The organism is Lysobacter sp. P5_C4 (assembly GCF_054049695.1).
On sequence record NZ_JBFULX010000003.1, the window covers coordinates 205,243 to 223,343 of the forward strand.

General features: G+C 62.9%; 22 protein-coding genes and 1 tRNA gene. 14 read left to right on the plus strand and 9 right to left on the minus strand.

Annotation, left to right across the window (positions count from 1 at the left end; translation table 11 throughout):
- Positions 1-57: 57 nt before the first annotated feature.
- Positions 58-834 carry a hypothetical protein gene (locus ACXJJ8_RS08895; protein ID WP_499029046.1) on the minus strand — a complete coding sequence of 259 codons (777 nt, stop codon included), beginning with the start codon at positions 832-834 and terminating at the stop codon, positions 58-60.
- A gap of 104 nt (positions 835-938) precedes the next feature.
- Here ACXJJ8_RS08895 and ACXJJ8_RS08900 point away from each other — a divergent pair.
- From ACXJJ8_RS08900 to ACXJJ8_RS08915, 4 genes are all read left to right on the plus strand, one after another.
- Positions 939-1,028, plus strand: a tRNA-Ser gene (locus tag ACXJJ8_RS08900).
- Between the two features lie 313 nt (positions 1,029-1,341).
- Complete coding sequence (locus ACXJJ8_RS08905) at positions 1,342-1,983, plus strand: DUF4019 domain-containing protein (protein ID WP_499029049.1); 642 nt, start codon at positions 1,342-1,344, stop codon at positions 1,981-1,983.
- A gap of 28 nt (positions 1,984-2,011) precedes the next feature.
- Positions 2,012-2,236, plus strand: a complete 225-nt coding sequence (locus ACXJJ8_RS08910) for a hypothetical protein (RefSeq protein ID WP_499029051.1) — start codon at positions 2,012-2,014, stop codon at positions 2,234-2,236.
- A gap of 86 nt (positions 2,237-2,322) precedes the next feature.
- Complete coding sequence (locus ACXJJ8_RS08915) at positions 2,323-2,802, plus strand: DUF3775 domain-containing protein (protein ID WP_499029053.1); 480 nt, start codon at positions 2,323-2,325, stop codon at positions 2,800-2,802.
- Between the two features lie 24 nt (positions 2,803-2,826).
- Here ACXJJ8_RS08915 and ACXJJ8_RS08920 read toward each other — a convergent pair whose 3' ends face one another.
- From ACXJJ8_RS08920 to ACXJJ8_RS08945, 6 genes are all read right to left on the minus strand, one after another.
- The gene (locus tag ACXJJ8_RS08920) at positions 2,827-3,510 is read right to left on the minus strand and encodes a DUF6988 family protein (RefSeq protein ID WP_499029055.1); all 684 of its coding nucleotides are present in this window, start codon (positions 3,508-3,510) and stop codon (positions 2,827-2,829) included.
- Between the two features lie 339 nt (positions 3,511-3,849).
- A complete protein-coding gene (locus tag ACXJJ8_RS08925; protein WP_499029057.1) occupies positions 3,850-4,527 on the minus strand; it encodes a hypothetical protein in 678 nt (225 codons plus the stop codon).
- 168 nt (positions 4,528-4,695) lie between these two features.
- Complete coding sequence (locus tag ACXJJ8_RS08930; RefSeq protein WP_499029058.1) at positions 4,696-5,655, minus strand: AAA family ATPase; 960 nt, start codon at positions 5,653-5,655, stop codon at positions 4,696-4,698.
- Positions 5,656-5,665: 10 nt separating this feature from the next.
- On the minus strand, positions 5,666-5,875 hold the full coding sequence (locus ACXJJ8_RS08935; RefSeq protein WP_499029060.1) for a hypothetical protein: 210 nt from the start codon (positions 5,873-5,875) through the stop codon (positions 5,666-5,668).
- Positions 5,872-6,099, minus strand: coding sequence for a helix-turn-helix transcriptional regulator (locus ACXJJ8_RS08940; RefSeq protein WP_499029062.1), 228 nt, complete (start codon positions 6,097-6,099; stop codon positions 5,872-5,874). The genes ACXJJ8_RS08935 and ACXJJ8_RS08940 overlap by 4 nt, the downstream gene beginning before the upstream one ends.
- 541 nt (positions 6,100-6,640) lie before the next feature.
- Positions 6,641-7,903: a tyrosine-type recombinase/integrase gene (locus ACXJJ8_RS08945; RefSeq protein WP_499029065.1), complete on the minus strand. Its 1,263-nt coding sequence runs from the start codon at positions 7,901-7,903 to the stop codon at positions 6,641-6,643.
- Positions 7,904-8,267: 364 nt separating this feature from the next.
- Here ACXJJ8_RS08945 and ACXJJ8_RS08950 point away from each other — a divergent pair, with 364 nt between their 5' ends.
- The 4 genes from ACXJJ8_RS08950 to ACXJJ8_RS08965 all read left to right on the plus strand — a co-directional run bounded on the left by ACXJJ8_RS08950 (position 8,268) and on the right by ACXJJ8_RS08965 (position 10,667).
- Complete coding sequence (locus ACXJJ8_RS08950; protein ID WP_499029067.1) at positions 8,268-8,822, plus strand: nuclear transport factor 2 family protein; 555 nt, start codon at positions 8,268-8,270, stop codon at positions 8,820-8,822.
- A gap of 55 nt (positions 8,823-8,877) precedes the next feature.
- The gene (locus ACXJJ8_RS08955; RefSeq protein ID WP_499029070.1) at positions 8,878-9,348 is read left to right on the plus strand and encodes an MgtC/SapB family protein; all 471 of its coding nucleotides are present in this window, start codon (positions 8,878-8,880) and stop codon (positions 9,346-9,348) included.
- A 247-nt stretch (positions 9,349-9,595) separates the two neighbouring features.
- Complete coding sequence (locus ACXJJ8_RS08960) at positions 9,596-10,069, plus strand: DUF2243 domain-containing protein (RefSeq protein ID WP_499029072.1); 474 nt, start codon at positions 9,596-9,598, stop codon at positions 10,067-10,069.
- A gap of 160 nt (positions 10,070-10,229) precedes the next feature.
- A complete protein-coding gene (locus tag ACXJJ8_RS08965; RefSeq protein WP_499029074.1) occupies positions 10,230-10,667 on the plus strand; it encodes a GFA family protein in 438 nt (145 codons plus the stop codon).
- Positions 10,668-10,673: 6 nt separating this feature from the next.
- Here ACXJJ8_RS08965 and ACXJJ8_RS08970 read toward each other — a convergent pair whose 3' ends face one another.
- Both ACXJJ8_RS08970 and ACXJJ8_RS08975 read right to left on the minus strand, forming a co-directional pair.
- On the minus strand, positions 10,674-12,056 hold the full coding sequence (locus ACXJJ8_RS08970) for a DUF1254 domain-containing protein (RefSeq protein WP_499029076.1): 1,383 nt from the start codon (positions 12,054-12,056) through the stop codon (positions 10,674-10,676).
- On the minus strand, positions 12,053-13,399 hold the full coding sequence (locus ACXJJ8_RS08975; protein WP_499029078.1) for a DUF1254 domain-containing protein: 1,347 nt from the start codon (positions 13,397-13,399) through the stop codon (positions 12,053-12,055). Before ACXJJ8_RS08975 ends, ACXJJ8_RS08970 begins: the two co-directional genes overlap by 4 nt.
- 221 nt (positions 13,400-13,620) lie before the next feature.
- Between ACXJJ8_RS08975 and ACXJJ8_RS08980 the strand changes: the two genes are divergently transcribed.
- The 6 genes from ACXJJ8_RS08980 (at position 13,621) to ACXJJ8_RS09005 (ending at position 18,101) form a co-directional block, all read left to right on the plus strand.
- Positions 13,621-14,214, plus strand: a complete 594-nt coding sequence (locus ACXJJ8_RS08980) for a DUF938 domain-containing protein (RefSeq protein ID WP_499029080.1) — start codon at positions 13,621-13,623, stop codon at positions 14,212-14,214.
- 407 nt (positions 14,215-14,621) lie between these two features.
- Positions 14,622-16,088 (plus strand): cytochrome-c oxidase, cbb3-type subunit I, encoded by a 1,467-nt coding sequence (gene ccoN / locus ACXJJ8_RS08985; protein WP_499029582.1) that lies wholly within the window; start codon positions 14,622-14,624, stop codon positions 16,086-16,088.
- A 7-nt stretch (positions 16,089-16,095) separates the two neighbouring features.
- A complete protein-coding gene (gene ccoO / locus ACXJJ8_RS08990; RefSeq protein ID WP_499029082.1) occupies positions 16,096-16,725 on the plus strand; it encodes a cytochrome-c oxidase, cbb3-type subunit II in 630 nt (209 codons plus the stop codon).
- Position 16,726: 1 nt separating this feature from the next.
- Positions 16,727-16,879, plus strand: a complete 153-nt coding sequence (locus tag ACXJJ8_RS08995; RefSeq protein ID WP_499029084.1) for a cbb3-type cytochrome oxidase subunit 3 — start codon at positions 16,727-16,729, stop codon at positions 16,877-16,879.
- Entirely contained in the window at positions 16,876-17,820 is a 945-nt protein-coding gene (ccoP, locus tag ACXJJ8_RS09000) for a cytochrome-c oxidase, cbb3-type subunit III (RefSeq protein ID WP_499029086.1), read from the plus strand. The genes ACXJJ8_RS08995 and ccoP overlap by 4 nt, the downstream gene beginning before the upstream one ends.
- Positions 17,817-18,101 (plus strand): hypothetical protein, encoded by a 285-nt coding sequence (locus tag ACXJJ8_RS09005; protein ID WP_499029088.1) that lies wholly within the window; start codon positions 17,817-17,819, stop codon positions 18,099-18,101. The genes ccoP and ACXJJ8_RS09005 overlap by 4 nt, the downstream gene beginning before the upstream one ends.

Consider the following 18,101-nt stretch of genomic DNA (forward strand, 5'->3'; position numbering starts at 1 on the left):
ATCCCCCGTTGCGGTGAGCAATTCGCGGTTGCGTCGTGGCCGGTTTCACTTGCGCGCTCACGCGCGCAAGCGCCGAAGGAACTGTCGAGTCTTGCCGCGAAGCGGCTGTAGCGTCTTGCCGTACAACTCCGACAACGCGCGCCGCTTGGGTGGAATGCGCCACGCGAAGCCATCCTGGATCGCGTATTGGCACGGATTGCAGAAACCGCACGGCAGGCCGTCCTGGGCCGGCGCATGACAGAACCACGTCATCGCGATGACCTCGTTCCAGCCGTGTCGCTCGACGTCGGCGATGGTGTGGTGCTTTTCGGTGTAGAACAGCGGTAGCGAAAACCCGCCGAAGATCGTGCCGATCGGTGTATCGAGATACTCGTCCTTCACGCGGAAGGTGTCGTGCCCATGCGCGTCGCGAACGCCCGCGACATGGTCCTTGATGATCCCGTGCGCGCCGTGCGTGGTCTTCTCCAGCGAGAGCTCGGCGCCCTGCACGCCGAACTGCTTCACGAAGCGCGCCAGGAACGCGTACTGGTCGCCGAGGCCGCGCAGGCGCAGCACTTGCGAGAAGGCCTGTTCGATCTGCGCATCGGGGCCTACTTCCTCCAGGCGGACGACACGGGTGGGCAGCAGCGTCTCGCGCGTTTCGGGATGGTGCTCGGCCAGCCACGCGCGCATGGAGTCCATCGCCTGCGTTTCCCGCTGCGCCGAACCGCGCTTGGTATCGAGCAGGTACCACGGCTCGACGGGCGCGCGCAGTTCGAGCAACAACACGAGCAGGCGATAGGTGGAATCCCATCCCCCGGTCCAGAGCAGGGGTACGGGCGAGTCGGTCGGCATCGGTGGGGTCCTTGCGGCGCGGGGGATGGTATGGAAGCCACGCGCCGAGCCGGCATGAACGGCCATTTGGAACGTTCAGCATCAGCCGTTAGAGTGTCGCGACCGGAGGGATGGCCGAGCGGTTTAAGGCACCGGTCTTGAAAACCGGCGTCGTCGAGAGACGACCGTGGGTTCGAATCCCACTCCCTCCGCCAGAAAATATCGAAAGATGCTTGTTTTTAGCATTTTCGTTTTATATTTTCAGGCTGATCCCTACTGCGTTACCCACATGCCAAGGGCCGACAGGGAATCGACAAGGCCTTGGACTGACCATGAAGTCCTGTGCGTTTCGTCCCTGCTTCGACGCTCCACGAAGCGTCCGGCATTGAACAGTGCATCGAATGTCCGCTATGGGTCGTACGCGTTCACCGGACAAACGTGCCCCGCCAATGTCCGCTTTCGACCCAAAGCGGACATCCGTCCGCTACGATCCGCATTGGCCCCTAACCGTATCGTTGGTAATTTGGCATGCAAAGACTTCTCTCTCTACTGATCTTCCTTGCCATCTTCCTCTGCGCCTGCACCGTTCAATCAGGCAGCCCCGCGAGTGCCGCGCCTGTAGATGGCGGCACCCAAGAGCAGCAGAAAGAGGTCCGGGCGGCTGCAAAGATTCTGGTAGCTCGCCTCGACGCCGGTCAGTACGCTGAAGCTTGGGCGATGGCTGGCCCGAGCCTTGCGGCAAAGACCACGCAGGCAGAGTTTGTGCGCTACATCTCCGCGCTTCGCGAGCCCCTCGGCGCGGCCGGGAAGCGAACGATCAAGGGATTTGGCTTCCCCACAGAGCTTGAAGGTGCGCCACGGGGCCAATACGGGGTGATTGCCGTCGAAACCGACTTTGCAAATTCGAAGGCCGTGGAGGAGAAGCTCGTCTTCGAGTTGGTTGGCGGGAAGTGGCGCCTCGTCGGTTACTGGCTTTCAAAGACGCTCACCATAGGCGCCGCGCAGATGCGGAACAACGCAATCACAGCCCCTTCGCGGCCCCGCTTTGAGTCTGTAGCGAATGTCCGCTCTTGGCCGAAAGCGGACATACGGCACCGGGCAATCCGTCGGGCCGAGGCGATGTGGGAAGGGGAATCCCTTCGTCATTTCGTTAGGTGGGCGTCTAATTGAGCTGTTCGTTCAATTGGGGGGGAGCGCCATGGCTACCAAGACTCCCGTCGGCACCGGAAGTGACGGGAAGAAGTACACCGTCCACGCGGTTCGCAGCACCATTCGGATCACGTCGTTGCGCAGCGAAGTTCACGAACGCGAGTCCACGCTGCCTATGTATTTGCTGGCGGACCGCCGGCACCTGAATTTGCAGAAGGATGGAACCCTTCAGACGGTGGATGGCCAGCTGACGATCAAGCTCGACACGGCCTAGGCCTATGGGCGCCTGAAGAGGTCAAGCGGGAGTCTTCCGCGTCCTGTTCGGAAACAGCCGTCACGCAAAGCGATGGGTTGAGGGCAATGATCGAGCTCGAGATCCCCCCGTTGGCGTCGAGCGGTACGATCGGAGCATGCCAAAACCGCGGGACCGCAAATGAAGCACCTCACGCACGCCGACCTGACGGAGATCCGCGCGATCGCAACACGGCGGGCGCTGATCGATCGTCCTGTGATGCACGGCCTGGGGAGAGAGATGAAAACGATTCTTGGCGAAAGGCGTGGCGCGCGGAGACGGAAGCGATCGAGGCGCGGATTGAGAAACTCTCGCCGGACGCACAGGCCGAACTCACCGCGCTGGCTTGGCTCGGCCGCGGTGATTCAGGAGACGATTGGGCAGCTCTTGTCGCGCATGCCCGAAATGGAGTTCGAGAAGGCGGGACGCCGGGGTATCTGGCAGCAAAGATCCCGCTCGACGAGTACCTATGGGATGGGATGCTGTCGCTTGCTGGCGTGCCGCGATACGAACCGGGTAACGATGACGAAGAAGAAGATGGCGCTTAAGGTGGAGACCTGTTGCACAGTCCCTTAGCTCTGAACGCTCGACTGTGTGGGATTGATGACCTGCCTGAGAAATCTAGTGTCGAGACGCCGAGTCAGCTCGAGAAGCTGCTTGGCCACGTCGTTTCTGTCGGCTATCGCCGCGAGCGTCACAACAGACAAAATAGCCGAAAGTCGACTTATCTCGAGTAAAAGCAGGCATTCGCCAGGCGTATGACGGCTCGTGATCTCCGCGCCACTCAAGTTGCGGAATATCTGATCGCTGCCTGCGTGTGTTAGGCCATTGAGGATCGCCCAATTGTGCGTACGCATGCGCGACAGTACGCCACCTTTGAAATTCTCCGTGCGTTCAACTTGGTCGATACGCTCACGCAAATTTTCACGGTCAAAGGGATCACGTTTGCGGGGGTGGTATTTTTCAAGATCTTTTTCGGTGGCAGCGAATGCGATCCAAGCGGCCCGCACGCACGCCTCGAATGACGGTCGGACCAAAGCAGATGCAGCCGTGTAACGCTGCTTCTCCATAAGGCATACGACGCCTTCTCCAAAGTCCCTCGAAATATGCGAAGTCGCTGCCGCTAAGTGATTTCGTTTGCCCCCAGGGATCTCGATCTGAACAACAAGATCGTCCAGTTCGTCGGTCCAGCATCGCGCCTTCTCGAGGAATGGACGTAGATCAGCATCACGTCGCTGGCGATCTTGGCTGTTCATGGCTGATCCTGCGTTCGACCCGCGGTGGTGGGGAAAACTGAGGGGCTACCCTAGCGTGGAGCGGGTTCCACGTCGTGGGAACACGCCAGACTGGGTGTCCAAGCGCAAAGCAGGATTCGGTGGCGCCGAGATTGCGTGGCCAGGCTTGTCGCCTAGAGCAAATCCGCGACCCATGCCCTCTGTTCACGTAGCAGCCGCGCTAATTCGCGTTGCGTCACCCTCTCCCCGCCATTCCACGCGTTCCGGCTAGCGCGGCGTTTTCCTTCGTCCGTGCGGGGGCCGGTAGACCGCTCCCATGGTCGCCATTTCTGGATATCCATAGCCTGCCGCTGCCGGCGTTCAGTAGTCCACCCATTTGCCATTGTGATTCCCCATTAGTTCAATTGGCGCAGTTTCGAGATCTCGTGGGCGCGGCGAGGTCTTCGCGGGCGTCGTCCCGTTATTGACCTGCTGCGGCCCGTTCGCGATGTTCGCTTGGTTGACGAAGGCGATGTTCGGCGGATTCTTGATCTTCGAAAGGGTCTCGAGCGTCACGCGGCATTGCGCCTGCGCCTTGAGTCCCAAACGCGCGTAGGTCTCCGCCGCCTCTAAGTACTCTCGCTGCATATTTACGGCAGCGCGTCGCATGCACTCAAGGTAGACGCTGTTCAACGAAGAGGCCTGCGCAATCAGCAGGGTATCCGCTAACCCGGTATCGCCTTGGTTCGACTTCTTGATTAGCGCCTGGAGCGAGAAGGTCGTCTGGGTCAGGTCGTAGTCCGGAAAGCGATCTGCGGTGAACTGCCCGACGAGCGCGGCATTTCCCAGAACGCCATCAGTGCTGAGGTCGGCCTTTACGCGAGACATCGGGCGGTCGCCCATGTCGACTTCGATACTGCGCCGCGAGTCGAAGGGGGTGCCCTCGTTCTTAGGTGAAGTTGCTCCCGACTTTTCGAGTTGGCGCTCGCGCATTCCGCCCTGACCCTTCTTGACCATCGTATTCGAACTTCGGGAAGTGGTGAGGCGCAAAGGCTTCATGGGTTCTTCCGACCGTTGGGAAGGCCAGCACGTTTGGACTTTGCGCTCATGCTGGTTGTCCTACGTGTCCCACGTTGTCCCGAGCTTTCTGTCCCATTGGGACAAGGCTTTGTCCCATGTCCCACACCCCTATAGGGGTTGGGACGGGACAGCCGTCCGGGACAGCGGTTACTCGGCGAATGCTTCGTCATGTTCCCTCCGTGTTTCGGTGAGCCAGCGCTGCACGGTCGACCTGGATATGCCCGTCAGTTCGGCAATTTGCCGGACGGTGCCTCCCTGCACTTGTAGTTGGAAGACCTGCTCACGTCGCTGACATTCGAGAACTGCGCCGACTGGGTCGCGCAAGACAAGCGTCGATGTCCGCTGTATCCCGTTGGAAGTTGCCACTTCGACGTCGACGGGTTGCTTCGTGAGCGTTAGTGGGGCTGGTGCGGACCAGTCCTTACACTTCGTCGCCCGAACTGACACGGTCTGGTTGTGGGTTTTGGTGACGAACTCAGAATCCAGCGCAGCGCGGTAGGCGCTGCTGCCGCGGGCACGGTCTTGAGTTTCGCTGCCATGGCCAGTGTGGTGAACCGAGAGCACGCAAGCGCCATACCGCTGACGAATCCAATCCATGCTCTGGATGAATCGGCCCATGTCTTCGCTGGAGTTCTCGTTGGCGCCCGCCATCGCGCGTGCGACGGTGTCGACGATCACCAAGGCAGGTTCGTGGCCGGACTCAAAGAAAATTTTCTCAGCCACCGCGGTTATCTCATCCACTACCGCGCGCGCATTGCCCGGGTCGGTGAGCGCGGGCAGGCAGTCGGCGAGAAATAGGGGCGCTCCAGTGATCGGGATGCCGAAACCCGTCTCCATCCCGGCAATGCGCTTTCTCAGTCCGTTGCGTCCCTCGCCGGCGAGGACGAAGACGGCACCTTGCTTGACCGTACGCCCGTGCCACGGCGTACCGGTTGCCACGCGCACGGCCCAATCGATCGCCAGAAACGACTTCCCCGACCCAGAGGGCCCGACGAGCGCAGCGAGTGAGTCCTGGACGAGCCACCCGTCGATCAGCCATTGGACGGGCTCCACCGCATGCTGGTCAGCGCGTGCGAACGAAATAGGCTTGCGCGGCTCATTGAACATCACCTATCCCTTAGCGAAGCAGCGCTTCACGGAAGCGCAGAACCGCGCGACGCGCGCCTTCGAGGCTCGCGGCGACGTACGCCGCCGTGTCCACGGATGGCCGCAAATACAGCTCTCCGATCTGCGTGTCGAGCGCTTTAGCGATGTCCGGCAAACCGCGTCGATGATCTTCGGCGGACGGTTCGGGGATCATCCGGACGTGCGCGGCGGGGGCGGTCATTTCGCACCTTCGATCAGGGCGCGAATGCCTTCTACCCGCCAGGCGGTGATCCGAGGGCCTAGAGCCTTGGTGGGCTTGGGGTAACGGCCCGACTGCACACCCGCCCACCAGGTCGACTTGCTGACAGGAATGATCGCGGGGACTGCGGGAGTAGTGGCGGTGGCTGGCTTGCCGATGATCTGGGCGAGACGAAGGTAGCCGGTTTCAGGAAGTTGCAGTGGCATCGGTGGTGCGACCTCGGAGGCGCCGATTGGGAAGGGGGTTTGATTTCCATCCACGTTCGAGGGGCGCGACTCCTCTTACGGCGCTACCGGTGGGCGAGTCCGGCAGTACAGCCCAGACGTGGCACAGGCCGTGGCCCGTAGGCGCGACAATGCCTATGTCCGCGGGAGCGTCAACGGACCCGGCCGACTGTCACCGTCCGCAATCGGCCAGCGCCAGAGCCCTATCAAGTTGTAGAAAGGCAAGGTGAGCGGACCGTGCTCACGCAAAGACTTGCCGGGCTAGTGCCCAATTTCGGTCACTTGTTTATTCGTCAGACTTGGTCGCAGCCGGAGTCTCCGGTGTCGGCACCGGCTTGGGCGTTGCATCTTGGCGTAGAGCTTTTCGCCCCGCTTTCGCGTCGGCGATCGCTGCGTCGATGATTGCCTTTCGTTGCTCGGTAGTCAGTGCCACGGATCACCTCCCTCTTTCGTTCGCACGGGTGCGCTGAGGCCTGCAACCGCCCCTACAGGCAGTCGCTCGTAACACCCGGTCGAGCCGCTATCAATCGTTTAAAGTCAGACGGCCTGCCGCTTTGATCTCGAGTAATGGATCGGCCGAGATGTTCCCGCCCTTTTGTGGCCGCTCGCTGCAGTATTTGCCCCAATCGGCCATCAGCCTTGCGCGTTTGGCTAGAAGATCAGAGCGGCGGTACGCCGCTTCAGTTTTGTCCTTGAGTCCGTGCGCGAGCGCTTCCTCCGCGACCTCTCTCGGGTACGACGTCATATCCGCCGCCCAATCGCGAAATGTCGACCGAAACCCATGCGAAGTTAGGCCGTGCCGAAGTCCCTTGAGCACTTTCAACGGGGCCGCCGTTGTCAAGCTGCAGCCTTCGCGAACTCCTGGGAAGACGAACTCACCGTTGGGCGGGATCGAGTCCAGCAACTTTAGAACTTGATCGGAGAGTGGCACGCGGTGGTCCTTGCCGGCCTTCATTCGTTCCCCGGGAATGATCCACGTCGCACAATTCAGATCGATTTCGGCCCACCGAGCTCCGACAACTTCGCCTGGCCTCGTGGCCGTCAAGATCAACAGTTGAAGCGCAATCGGCGCTACGCCGTTCTGCTCACGAAGCTCGGCAAAGAACTTCGGCAGGTCGGCGTAGGGGAGCGCCGCGCGTGGCTTCACCTTTCTCAGCTTGTTCGGAGTTGGCAGCAGGCTGTCGAGATGGCCGCGCCAGCGCGCGGGGTTCTCTCCGTGGCGATACTTGCGGGCAGTAGCCCAGTCCAGAATCGCCTCGATCCGTTGGCGTACCCGCGTCGCGGTTTCTGTTTTGATCGCCCAGATTGGTTCGAGCACCTCCAGGACAGCCGTGGTATCAACCGCGCCCACCGGCAACGAGGTGAGGCTGGCAGCGTACGTGTCGAGCGTGGCGGTCCACTGTAAAACGTGCTTCGAATTGCGCCAGGCGGCCCTATGTGCGTCGATGTATCGCTCGGCGCACTTGCCAAAGGTGACGCGTTGCGCTCGTTCTCTCCGTGCCTCGTTGCGTTGTGCGTGTCGGGTGTCGATTGGGTCGACTCCAGCCCTGAGCTCCGCGCGTGCCGTGTGAGCAGCCTCGCGTGCGCGCTCGAGACTGACGTCACGCACGGGTCCGAGGCCCTTGTCGCGCAGCCGACCGGTGACACGATCGCGATAGCGAAAGACCCATGAGCGGTTGCCCGCCTTGGAAACATAGAAGTACAGCCCATCTCCATCGCTATACCGCCCAGGCTTCTTTAGGGCCTTGATGCGCAATACCGAGAGCTTGTTGACCTCGCGACCCATATTCCATCCCCACGGTGTTCCCTACATTAGGGCTTGGACATTCTTGGCTGTCAATGGACCGTGGCGAACAATCAGAGGAGCGGACAGTCGAAAAGCAGGGTAGAAATAGCTTGATTGTCGGACGGTCATGGACCTGTTAAACCTAAGGTTTGGCGGACACTCCCTCCGCCAGTATCAAAAAAAACACCTGGAAGTTGCGGTGTTTGCTCAACATTTTGCGCCCAACTCATTCGAGCAGAACAAGCATCGTTGATGCTCGTCGGACGTCGAGACCCCTCGGTTGGCCGGCGGCCACGCGACCAACGCTGACCGCCATCGCCGTAGGTTGACGTAGAACCTACGGATGCACGCCGCAAGCGTCGCGTTGCTGCACATCCAGACAGTCGACAGCGGGGGGCTCGCAATGAGAACTGGAACCGTCGTCCTGGCGACGATGTGGCTCACCCTGGCAGTGACTTTGCGCGCCGCCGAGCCCCCTGCCGAGCCGACCTACGTGCAGGGTGCCGACGCAGCGCAGATCACCGCCGGGATCACAGCCGCAAACGCATTGTGGGCCGATGGGATCCGCCGGCAGGATCCGGCCATCCTTGCCCAGGTGATGGCGCCCGAGTATCGGCTGACCTTCGAAAACAGCAGCAAGCGCGTCGACTTGACTCGTTGGATGCGCAACTTCATGACAATGAAGATGCACGACTACAACCCGCGCATTACCGCCTTGCGCCTGACCGGTCCCGAGACCGTCGTGGCAACCGTGGCTTCGAACTGGGACGCGACGCTCGCGAACGGCACATCCGTGCGGGAAACGTTCGTTGCGCATGACACGTGGGCGTGGCGCGGCGGCCGTTGGATTTCGACGGGGCGCCATGTCATCGAGCTGAAGGTCCTGGACGAACCGGAAACGGTGTCGGGTGGAAAGTAAGCGCCACATCGCGCCGTCACGAGTCGCAGAGCGCCCCCACCGCATGATCCGCAGCATGTTCGAGCATTGGCACCCCCAATGGGCCGTTGTCGCCGGGATGGCGTACGCAATGCTGCTTGGTGGACTGATCGGCTTCGAACGCGAGTTGAAAGATCGCCCTGCAGGTTTTCGCACGCACATGCTGGTTTCTGGAGCCGCCTGCCTGTTGGTGAGCTTGGGGCCACTGATCCTGTCCGATCCGCTCTACACAACCACCGACGCGCGCTTGCGCCTGGACCCTCTGCGCCTGGTCGAGGCCACGATCACGGGTGTCGCTTTCATTGGCGCGGGGACCATCTTCAGCCATCGCTCGCGAGGCGTTGCTGGCATCACCACCGCGGCGTCGCTACTCATGGCAGCCGTGATCGGAATATGCGTTGCATTCCACTACTTTCTCCTGGCTACGCTGGCCTCGGTTCTTGCGTTAGTTGTCCTGCTGGCGCTGTCGGGCGTGGAGCGTTACTTCAAGCGAGGACGCTCGGAGTGATTAATCGGCCCTGTTCCAGGCTTGCAACCGGTGTGACTCTCCGGCGCGGCGTTGTTGCTCTATTGTCTTTCGCCCCAGGTGCTGCAAACGCCTGCACGCTATGCCATACGGCGGACGCCCGACAGCTACGTCATGCGGTGTTCGAGCATGGGTTCACGCAGAACCTCCTTTCGATATCAGTCGTCTTCCCCCTCCTGCTGGGCGCGATCCATCTGGCAGGGATGGAGCGTACTCAACGCAGGGAAAGATGGTGAGCACTCCTGAGCGCATCGGTCCCATACGGGCTGCAGGGTTCACTATTGGCATCGGGATGGGAGGCCTTTTCGATGGGATCGTGTTCCACCAGATCTTGCAGGTGCACAACATGCTGTCGGCGCGCATTGCCCCAAATACGCTCGTGGGCGCAAAGGTCAACATGGTGTGGGACGGCGTTTTCCACGCCGCCGTCTGGGTACTGACTTTGGTGGGCATCTCGATGCTCTGGCGTGCCGTAAGCCGCAAAGACGTCGTGTTGTCCACGCAGGCATTGATGGCCGCCATGTTGATGGGCTGGGGAGCATTCAACGTTGTCGAAGGCATGGTCGACCATCACATCCTGCATTTGCACCACGTTTACGAGATCCTCGGACAGTCGCGATGGGACTACCTGTTCCTCGCATGGGGTGCCGCCATGCTGCTCATCGGCTGGATAACGTTCGAGCGAGCGACCTCAGTGGAGTAACCCGTAGACAAATGTCCGCGTCTGGGGATGGCGGACGCTGACAGCACTGGTGGCCTGCGGCGACGGCGTGTGACCGCTTTCGACCCAAAGCGGACATTCACAGGGGATGCACAGGCAACGCGGAACCTCCAACGCGGCATCCACGCCGGAGGTATGCGCCATGACGCAGTCAAAGTCGCCAGTTCGAGGAAGCTGCCTCTGCGGGGGCGTGAAGTACGAGATCACCAGCCCACTTCAAGCGGCGGCGAACTGCCATTGCAGCATGTGCCGCAAGCAGCATGGGGCGGCCTTCCGATCGCGCGCGAGCGTCATGGCGACAGACTTCCACTGGGTACAGGGCGAGCAGCTGGTGACCTTCTACGAGTCTTCTCCCGGCACCCATCGCGGGTTTTGCAGCGTCTGCGGTTCGCCTGTCGTCAACCGGATCGAAGCCAACGCTGTCTCGGGAGGCGCGGTGGAGCGGCGCGGCATCCAGCTTGGCGGGTTGGACGACAATCCTGGCGTGGCCCCCGAGATGAACGTCTTCGTCGCCAGCAAGGCGCCGTGGTTCACCATCACCGACGGTCTTCCGCAGTTCGCGGAGCTTCCCACGCGATGACGCCCGTCATTGCACGGGCGCGACCTTCGGCGGCGACCACGTGCCATCCATGATTGAGGCATCCGGCCAGTATGCGCGGATGAACAGCGAGAAGGGTTTGCCATTCGGCGAGGGCAGCCAGTTGGCACGTTGCGATGCATCGCCCGGCGGGTCGGGTTGCACATAGAGGGTCATCGTGCCGTCGGGATTCGCCAAGAGGTCGTTGTTCTTGGTCCCGATCGAGTAGCGGTCGATCGCATTGGGCACGAAAAAGTGTTGTGCGTCGTACAAGGTCAGCGACCAGAACCCTTTCACCGGGGGACCGCCTTTGGCAAAAGTCACCGTGTAGCGTTTGCTCCCATCCAGGCGCGCGCCGTTCGCGTCGAGGTCCTGGTACAGGTACGTCGCCTCGTTGGGCCGGTTGACGAAGATGTTCGAGCGCGCCACGGCCGTGCGCGTGAAGTAATCAGTCCCGAACTTCGCGCCGTTGCGCACGTAGCTCCAGTGCTCCGGCAACGGGAGTCCGTAGTTGCGAAACTCGAGCAACGGTGCGATGAGTTCCTTCTCGGCGCGCGCCGCTTCGTCGGTGATCGCGGCCTTGATGGCGGGATCGCGCTTCGCCGCTTCGACGAGCGACAACGCCTTCGCGTATTGCGCCTGCTCTCCGGGCAAGGGCGTGGAGTCGGCGAGCACGGCGGACAACTCCTCCCAGAACGTGTTCGGGTCGACCTTCGGTGTTTCGCTGCCATCGGCGCGCGGCGGCGGTGCGGGGAAATCGGGCGCCTTGCTCCAATCGTGCAGCTTCATCTTGCCGTCGAACTTCGAAAGCGGATACATGTCGATTTGGTCGATCAGCGGTTGCACCGCTGTTCGATCTTCCTGCGTGGCATCGAGGAACACGCGGGGGATCGCAAAGCCGGTATTCGTGCCGCTGCGGAACACGCGCGCGATGCCTGCGGGCGTCTCGCCCTTCCAGTTCGGCCCGGCCAGCAGGTAGAAGCCGGGCTTCGAGTCGTACATCTTGCCGAGTTCGACGAAGCTGTCGGTGCGCGTGTCGACGATCTGGTAAACCCAGAATCGATTGCCGAAGTCGGGCACCTGCACCACCACCGGCTCGACGTCGAGCGCGAGCGGGCCGCCGCCGTACACAACATCCTGGTTCGGGCATGCGACCTCGCGTTGGCTCGGCGCGATGTAGTCGGTTAGCATCATCAGGTGATTCGGCGGCGCGGCCGGCAACACGCCGCCGACCCGTCCCGGTCCCGGCAACGCCTGGAACCCGATGCGCCGGTTGTAGACATTCACCATCGGCCACGCCCAGAAGTACACGTCGCGCGCGGCGGCGCGTGCGTAGGGTTCGGTCAGGCGGGTGCCGGCGACGGGGCCGGGCGCGTCGGGTGTTGTGCTCACGGCACTTTCTCCACGTCGTGAAGCGTCCATGTCTTTTCGAACAACGCCTTCGTGGGGGCGTAGAGACGGAACATCAGCTCGAAGGCGCGCTGCGGATCGGTTGGCAGCCAGTTGCCGTCCTTGCCTGCGGGAGGCTTCGGCCCGATGAAGATGTCGACGGAGCCGTCCGCGTTGGCCTGCACTTCGGTGTTGTTCGATGCACGGCTCGCGCGATCGACGCCCTTGATGAGCGCATGCGAGTCGCGATCGTAGGCGGTCACCGACCAGTACTGCTCCACCGGGACGTTCGGCGGCACGTGCAAGCGATAGGTGTTGGCGCCGTCCATCCGTTGGCCGGCCTTGTCCTTGATGACGATCAGGTAGAACTGCCCGACGCCAAGACGTTTGATGCCGATATAAGCGTAGGTGTACACCATCCCGCGCAGGTCGATCGGATACTGATCCGGTTCTGCATAGCTGGACGCGCTGGCCTTCACGACGTCGGCCGGCCCCGCCGAGCGCCATTGCGTGCCGGGAAACCACGTCTCCCAGCCTGCGTCGTATTTCGCCTCCAGCCAGGCATGCGCTTCCCTCATGGCGGCATTCATCTGCTTGCGCACGTTCGCATCCGCCGCGAAACGCTTGCCCTTTTCGATGCCCAGCGTGCGGAGGGTGTCGATCATCGCGCGGTCGCGGTCGATCCACGGGTTGTCTTGCACGAAGCGATCCAGATCATCGAAGAAGGTCGCGTCGTAGCGGATCGTTGAATCGAAGTCGACGTCCTGTACGTCCTTGAACACCGTCGGTGGCGGGTTGGCGGCCTGCGACAGCGGATAGACCTTCACCTGCTTGCCGTATTCGATCGAGCGCGCAACATCCTCGTCCGAGTGGCTGGCAAGATTCGCGCGCCACAGGGCATAGCCTCCGAAGGTATCGGATTGCAGTTCGAGATGACCTGCAGGCAGTGTGTCCTTGTAGCCGGGCGGCACGATCACGAACTTCACTCCCGCGCCTTTGTCGATGCCCAGCAGGCCTCCATCTTCGAGCGGCATCTGCCAGCCGGTCACGACGTTGGCGTTGAGCGAGCCTCCGTTCGCCGGCGGCAAGTCGACGACGACGGGCCCGTTCCTCGTATCGAAGAACGTCATGAAATAGAGCGTGTCGGGGTTCGGCGTCAGCGTCTGGTTGTGCCAGTCCATCGGCTTGCCCCAGTAGATGACTTCGCCCACGTTGCTTTTGGTCTTCGTGAGCATCTGCTGGCGCATCAACTCGTAATTCACCGCAGGCATGGCCCAGATCGCGGCCTCCACCGCGCGCTGGTGGACGAGGGCCTCCTGGACAGAGGGCGTCGCGTTGCGTTGCATGGCGAACTCCTGCGGGACAGCGACGTCATCGTGCCGTGGGCGTCCGGGAGCAACCTCCGTACTTCTACTTAGGCGGGTACCGAAAAACTTCCATACGATGCTCATCGCTCCGGATCGAGCATGTTGTATTCCTCCAGCCAATCGGATTGAGGTAGCGACGGCTGGGCTCCGTACAGCCAACGTCATCGCCGCATGGCCCATGCATGCGGCATGCTGTCGGCATGGACGCCAAGCCCTTCGCGCCCGCCTGCGAGCGCAACCGTGATCCGATCCTCGCGGTGCTGCGTACGCAGTTCGCCGACCGCCGCAGCGTGCTCGAGGTGGGCAGCGGCACCGGGCAACACGCCGTGCATTTTGCTGCCGCGATGCCCTGGCTGTCCTGGCAGTGCGCCGATCTCGCGTCGCAATTGCCCGGCATCCGTCAGTGGCTGGACGAGGCCGGCCTGCCCAACACGCCGCCGCCGCTCGCGCTCGACGTGTGCGGGCCGTGGCCGACCGGCCCATACGACGCAGTGTTCAGCGCCAACATCCTGCACATCGTCGGCTGGCCCGGGGTCGAGGCGTTCTTCGCCGGGGTCGGGCGGGTGCTCGGCGCTGCCGGCATGCTCGTCGTGTACGGCCCCTTCAATGCAGGCGGCATCTACACCAGCGCGAGCAACCGCGACTTCGATGCTTGGCTGAAAGCGCGCGATCCTCGCTCCGGGATCCGCGATGTCGAGACGGTGCAGGCCCTTGCCGCGCAGGCCGGCCTGCACGCCGTCGACGACGTGGCAATGCCGGCGAACAACCGCTGCATTGTCTGGCGGCGGGGCTGATGCCTCGACGGACATCGGTGCGCGTGCTGGCGCTCATAGGCGTTTTCGCAACACTGTCCGCTTGTGGCCGAGAACTGCCATCGGTCGGCGGTAACCGGTGACCGCTTTCGACCCATGGCGGTCGCCTGCAGCGGTTTCGAGGCGTGGCGCGCCGAAGGCCGTGCGGTCGAGGGCGGCCAGTCCTGATCCTCCGGCGGGCGTGCCGGGCCGTGGCCGTTCCGTTTGCGGAATTCGTTGTTCAGATTGGCGGCCAATTCCGCGTGGCTGCCCTCAAAACGTCTGTGGTTCGCGTTGCTTTGTCATTGGCGTGGCCCGGCGACCCGGCCCTGGTTTGATCCAGATCAAATCAGCGCATGGGCGTGTCCGGGAAACTGTGGCATCGAAGCGGGGTTCCCATGAACGAAGTCATGCCATCCACCGCGACGCGCCCAGTCGCCACCGGCCAACCGCCACTGCGGGTCGAATACAACGACAAGGTCGTCCTGCAGTTTTCGATCGCCACCATCCTCTGGGGCATCGTGGGCATGGCGGTGGGGTTGTTCATCGCCGCGCAGTTGTATTGGCCCACGCTCGGGGAAGGCATTCCGTGGTTGTCCTACGGGCGCCTGCGGCCACTGCATACCAACGCGGTGATCTTCGCCTTCGGCGGCAGCGCCTTGATGGCAACTTCGCTGCACGTCGTGCAACGCACGTGCGGCGCGCGCCTGATCTCCGACAAGCTCGCGGGTTTCGTGTTCTGGGGCTGGCAGGCGGTAATCGTCTCGGCGGCGATCACCCTGCCCATGGGGATCACGCAGGGCAAGGAATACGCCGAACTGGAATGGCCCATCGACCTGCTGATCGCCGTCGTCTGGATCGCCTACGCGGTGTTGTTCTTCGGCACGATCACCAGGCGCCAAGGGCGGCACATCTACGTCGCGAATTGGTTCTACGGCAGCTTCATCATCGCCATCGCGCTGCTGCACATCGTCAACAACATCGCATTGCCGGCAGGCCTGACCAAGTCCTACATCGTCTACACCGGCGCGGTCGACGCGATGGTGCAGTGGTGGTACGGGCACAACGCGGTCGGGTTCTTCCTGACCGCCGGCTTCCTGGGGATGATGTACTACTACGTGCCGAAACAGGCTGGACGCCCGGTGTATTCCTACCGGTTGTCGATCGTGCATTTCTGGGCGCTGATCGCGGTGTACATGTGGGCCGGTCCGCACCACCTGCAATACACGGCGCTGCCGGACTGGGCGCAGTCCCTGGGCATGGTGTTCTCGCTGATCCTGCTCGCGCCCTCGTGGGGCGGCGCGCTCAACGGCATCCTCACCTTGTCGGGCGTCTGGTACAAATTGCGGACCGACCCGATCCTCAAGTTCCTCGTCGTGGCGATCAGCTTCTACATGATCGCGACCTTCGAGGGGCCGATGATGTCGATCAAGACGGTGAACTCGCTGTCGCACTACACCGACTGGACCATCGGCCACGTCCACGCCGGCGCACTGGGCTGGGTGGCGATGATCTCGGTCGGCGCGATCTACGCGATGCTGCCGCGCCTGCTCGGCGCGCGGCAGATGTATTCGACGAAGTGGATCGACGTGCACTTCTGGCTGCACACGCTCGGCGTGGTGTTCTACATCGCCGCGATGTGGATCGCCGGCGTGATGCAGGGCCTGATGTGGCGTGCCACCAATCCCGACGGCACGCTGACCTACAGCTTCGTCGAAGCGCTCAATGCGACCTACCCCTATTACCTGGTGCGCTTCGCAGGCGGCGCCGTCGTGCTCGCCGGCATGCTCCTGATGGCATTGAACACGTGGAAAACCTGGGCCACCGCGCGATTGCCCGCACGCGACGCCGCGTTCGCCGTCCGTGCATCGACCTGAGACCGACATGGCAACCCAACCCACGCACAACCCGCACGAGAAAATCGAGAAGAACATCGGCTTGATGGCCGTGTTGATCGCCGTGGTCGTGGCCTTCGGTGGCCTGGCCGAGATCGTGCCGCTGATGTACCAGGCCGATGCGATCAAACCGCTGCCGGGTGTCGTGCCATACCCGGCGCTGCAACTGGCCGGGCGCGACGTCTACGTGCGGGAAGGCTGCTACAACTGCCACTCGCAGATGGTGCGCACGCTGCGCTTCGAAACCGAACGCTACGGCCACTATTCGCTCGCGGGCGAATCGGTCTACGACCATCCCTTCCAGTGGGGCAGCAAACGTACGGGGCCCGACCTGGCGCGCGTCGGTGGGCGTTATTCCGACGACTGGCATCGCGTCCACCTGATCGATCCGCGTGCGGTGGTGCCCGAATCGAACATGCCCTCGTTCCCGTGGCTCGAACACGCCCAAGTCAGCGGCCAGGACATCGCCGCCCACATGCGCACGCTGCAGGCGATCGGCGATCCGTACACCGACGCGCAGATCGCGCGTGCCGAAAGCGACGTGGCGGGAAAGACCGAACTGGATGCCGTCGTGGCGTACCTGCAGGCGCTCGGCAAACACGCGCCGAGGGGGAACTGACATGGTCGCCGGCATCGTGACCGCGTTGTTGCTGGCCGTGTTCATCGGCGGATGGGCATGGGCGTGGAGCCCGCGCCGCCGCGAAGCGTTCGACCGGGCCGCGCGCGTGCCGTTGCGCGAGGACGGCGGCGCACGCGAGGAGGACACGCCATGATGACCCCCGGTTGGTCGTGGTACGTCATCGCGCTGGTCGCGATCAACATCATCGGCTGCGGCTGGTTGCTGTGGTGGACCGCCAAGCGACGTCCGGGGGACCCGAAGCCGGAAGACACCAGCCACTACTGGGACGATGGCGACATCACCGAGTACAACAAGCCGTTGCCGAAGTGGTGGATCAACCTGTTCTGGATCACGATCTTCGTCAGCGTGGCGTACCTGTTGTGGTTCCCGGGGCTCGGCGCGTACGCCGGCCATGGCAAGTGGACGTCGCAACAGGAACTCGCACTCGAGCAGGCGGCCGCCAACGCGCGCCTGGAGGAAACCTTCGCGCCGTATCGCGGCCAACCGATCGACGTGCTCGCCAAAGACCCGGCCGCGCGCCGCCTGGGGCGCTCGATCTTCAACAACACGTGCGCGACCTGCCATGGCTCCTCGGCGCAGGGTGCGGTCGGATATCCGAACCTCACCGACCACGTCTGGCATTGGGGCGGGACGCCCGATCGCGTGCTGCAGACCGTGCTCGACGGCCGCGAAGGCGTGATGCCCGAGTGGGGCAAGGTGCTCACCGGCATGGGCGGCGAGCACGCGGTGAGCGACGTCGCAGCCTACGTGCGCGCGCTGCCCGATCCGGACAAGCGCATGCAGAACAACTATGGCGCCGCGCAAGGCAAGCCCTTGTTCGAAGCGATCTGCGCCGGCTGCCATGGGCTCGACGGCAAGGGAAACAAGAACATCGGCGCGCCCGACCTGACCGACGACTACTGGCTGTACGGCGACGACAGCGCAACGTTGCAGGCGACGATCGCCAATGGACGCAAGGGCAGCATGCCGGCGCATCGCGCATTGCTCGGCGAGACGCGCGCGCGCTTGGTGGCCGCCTACGTCTGGTCGCTGTCGCATCCGGAACCAACGGTGGTCGCCGGAGCGCAGCGATGAGCGCCGTCGCCGAGCATTCGCCACGACCGCTCGCGCAACGCGTCGGCGCCATCGCATGGCCGAGCTTCTTCGCCGCGGGCGTCGCGACGATGGTGTTCTTCGCCTTCGTCGATCCGGTGTCGCTGCGCGAGATCACCTTTCCGCAGGCTGCGGTGGGCCGCGAACTCGGTTACACCATCGGCTTTTTCCTGTTCTGGGCCGCGACCGCCTCGTCGAGCCTGTTCACCTGGTGGTTGCTGCGGCCGGGAAGCCGGTTCAACCGCCCGCTGCCGGGGCCCTGA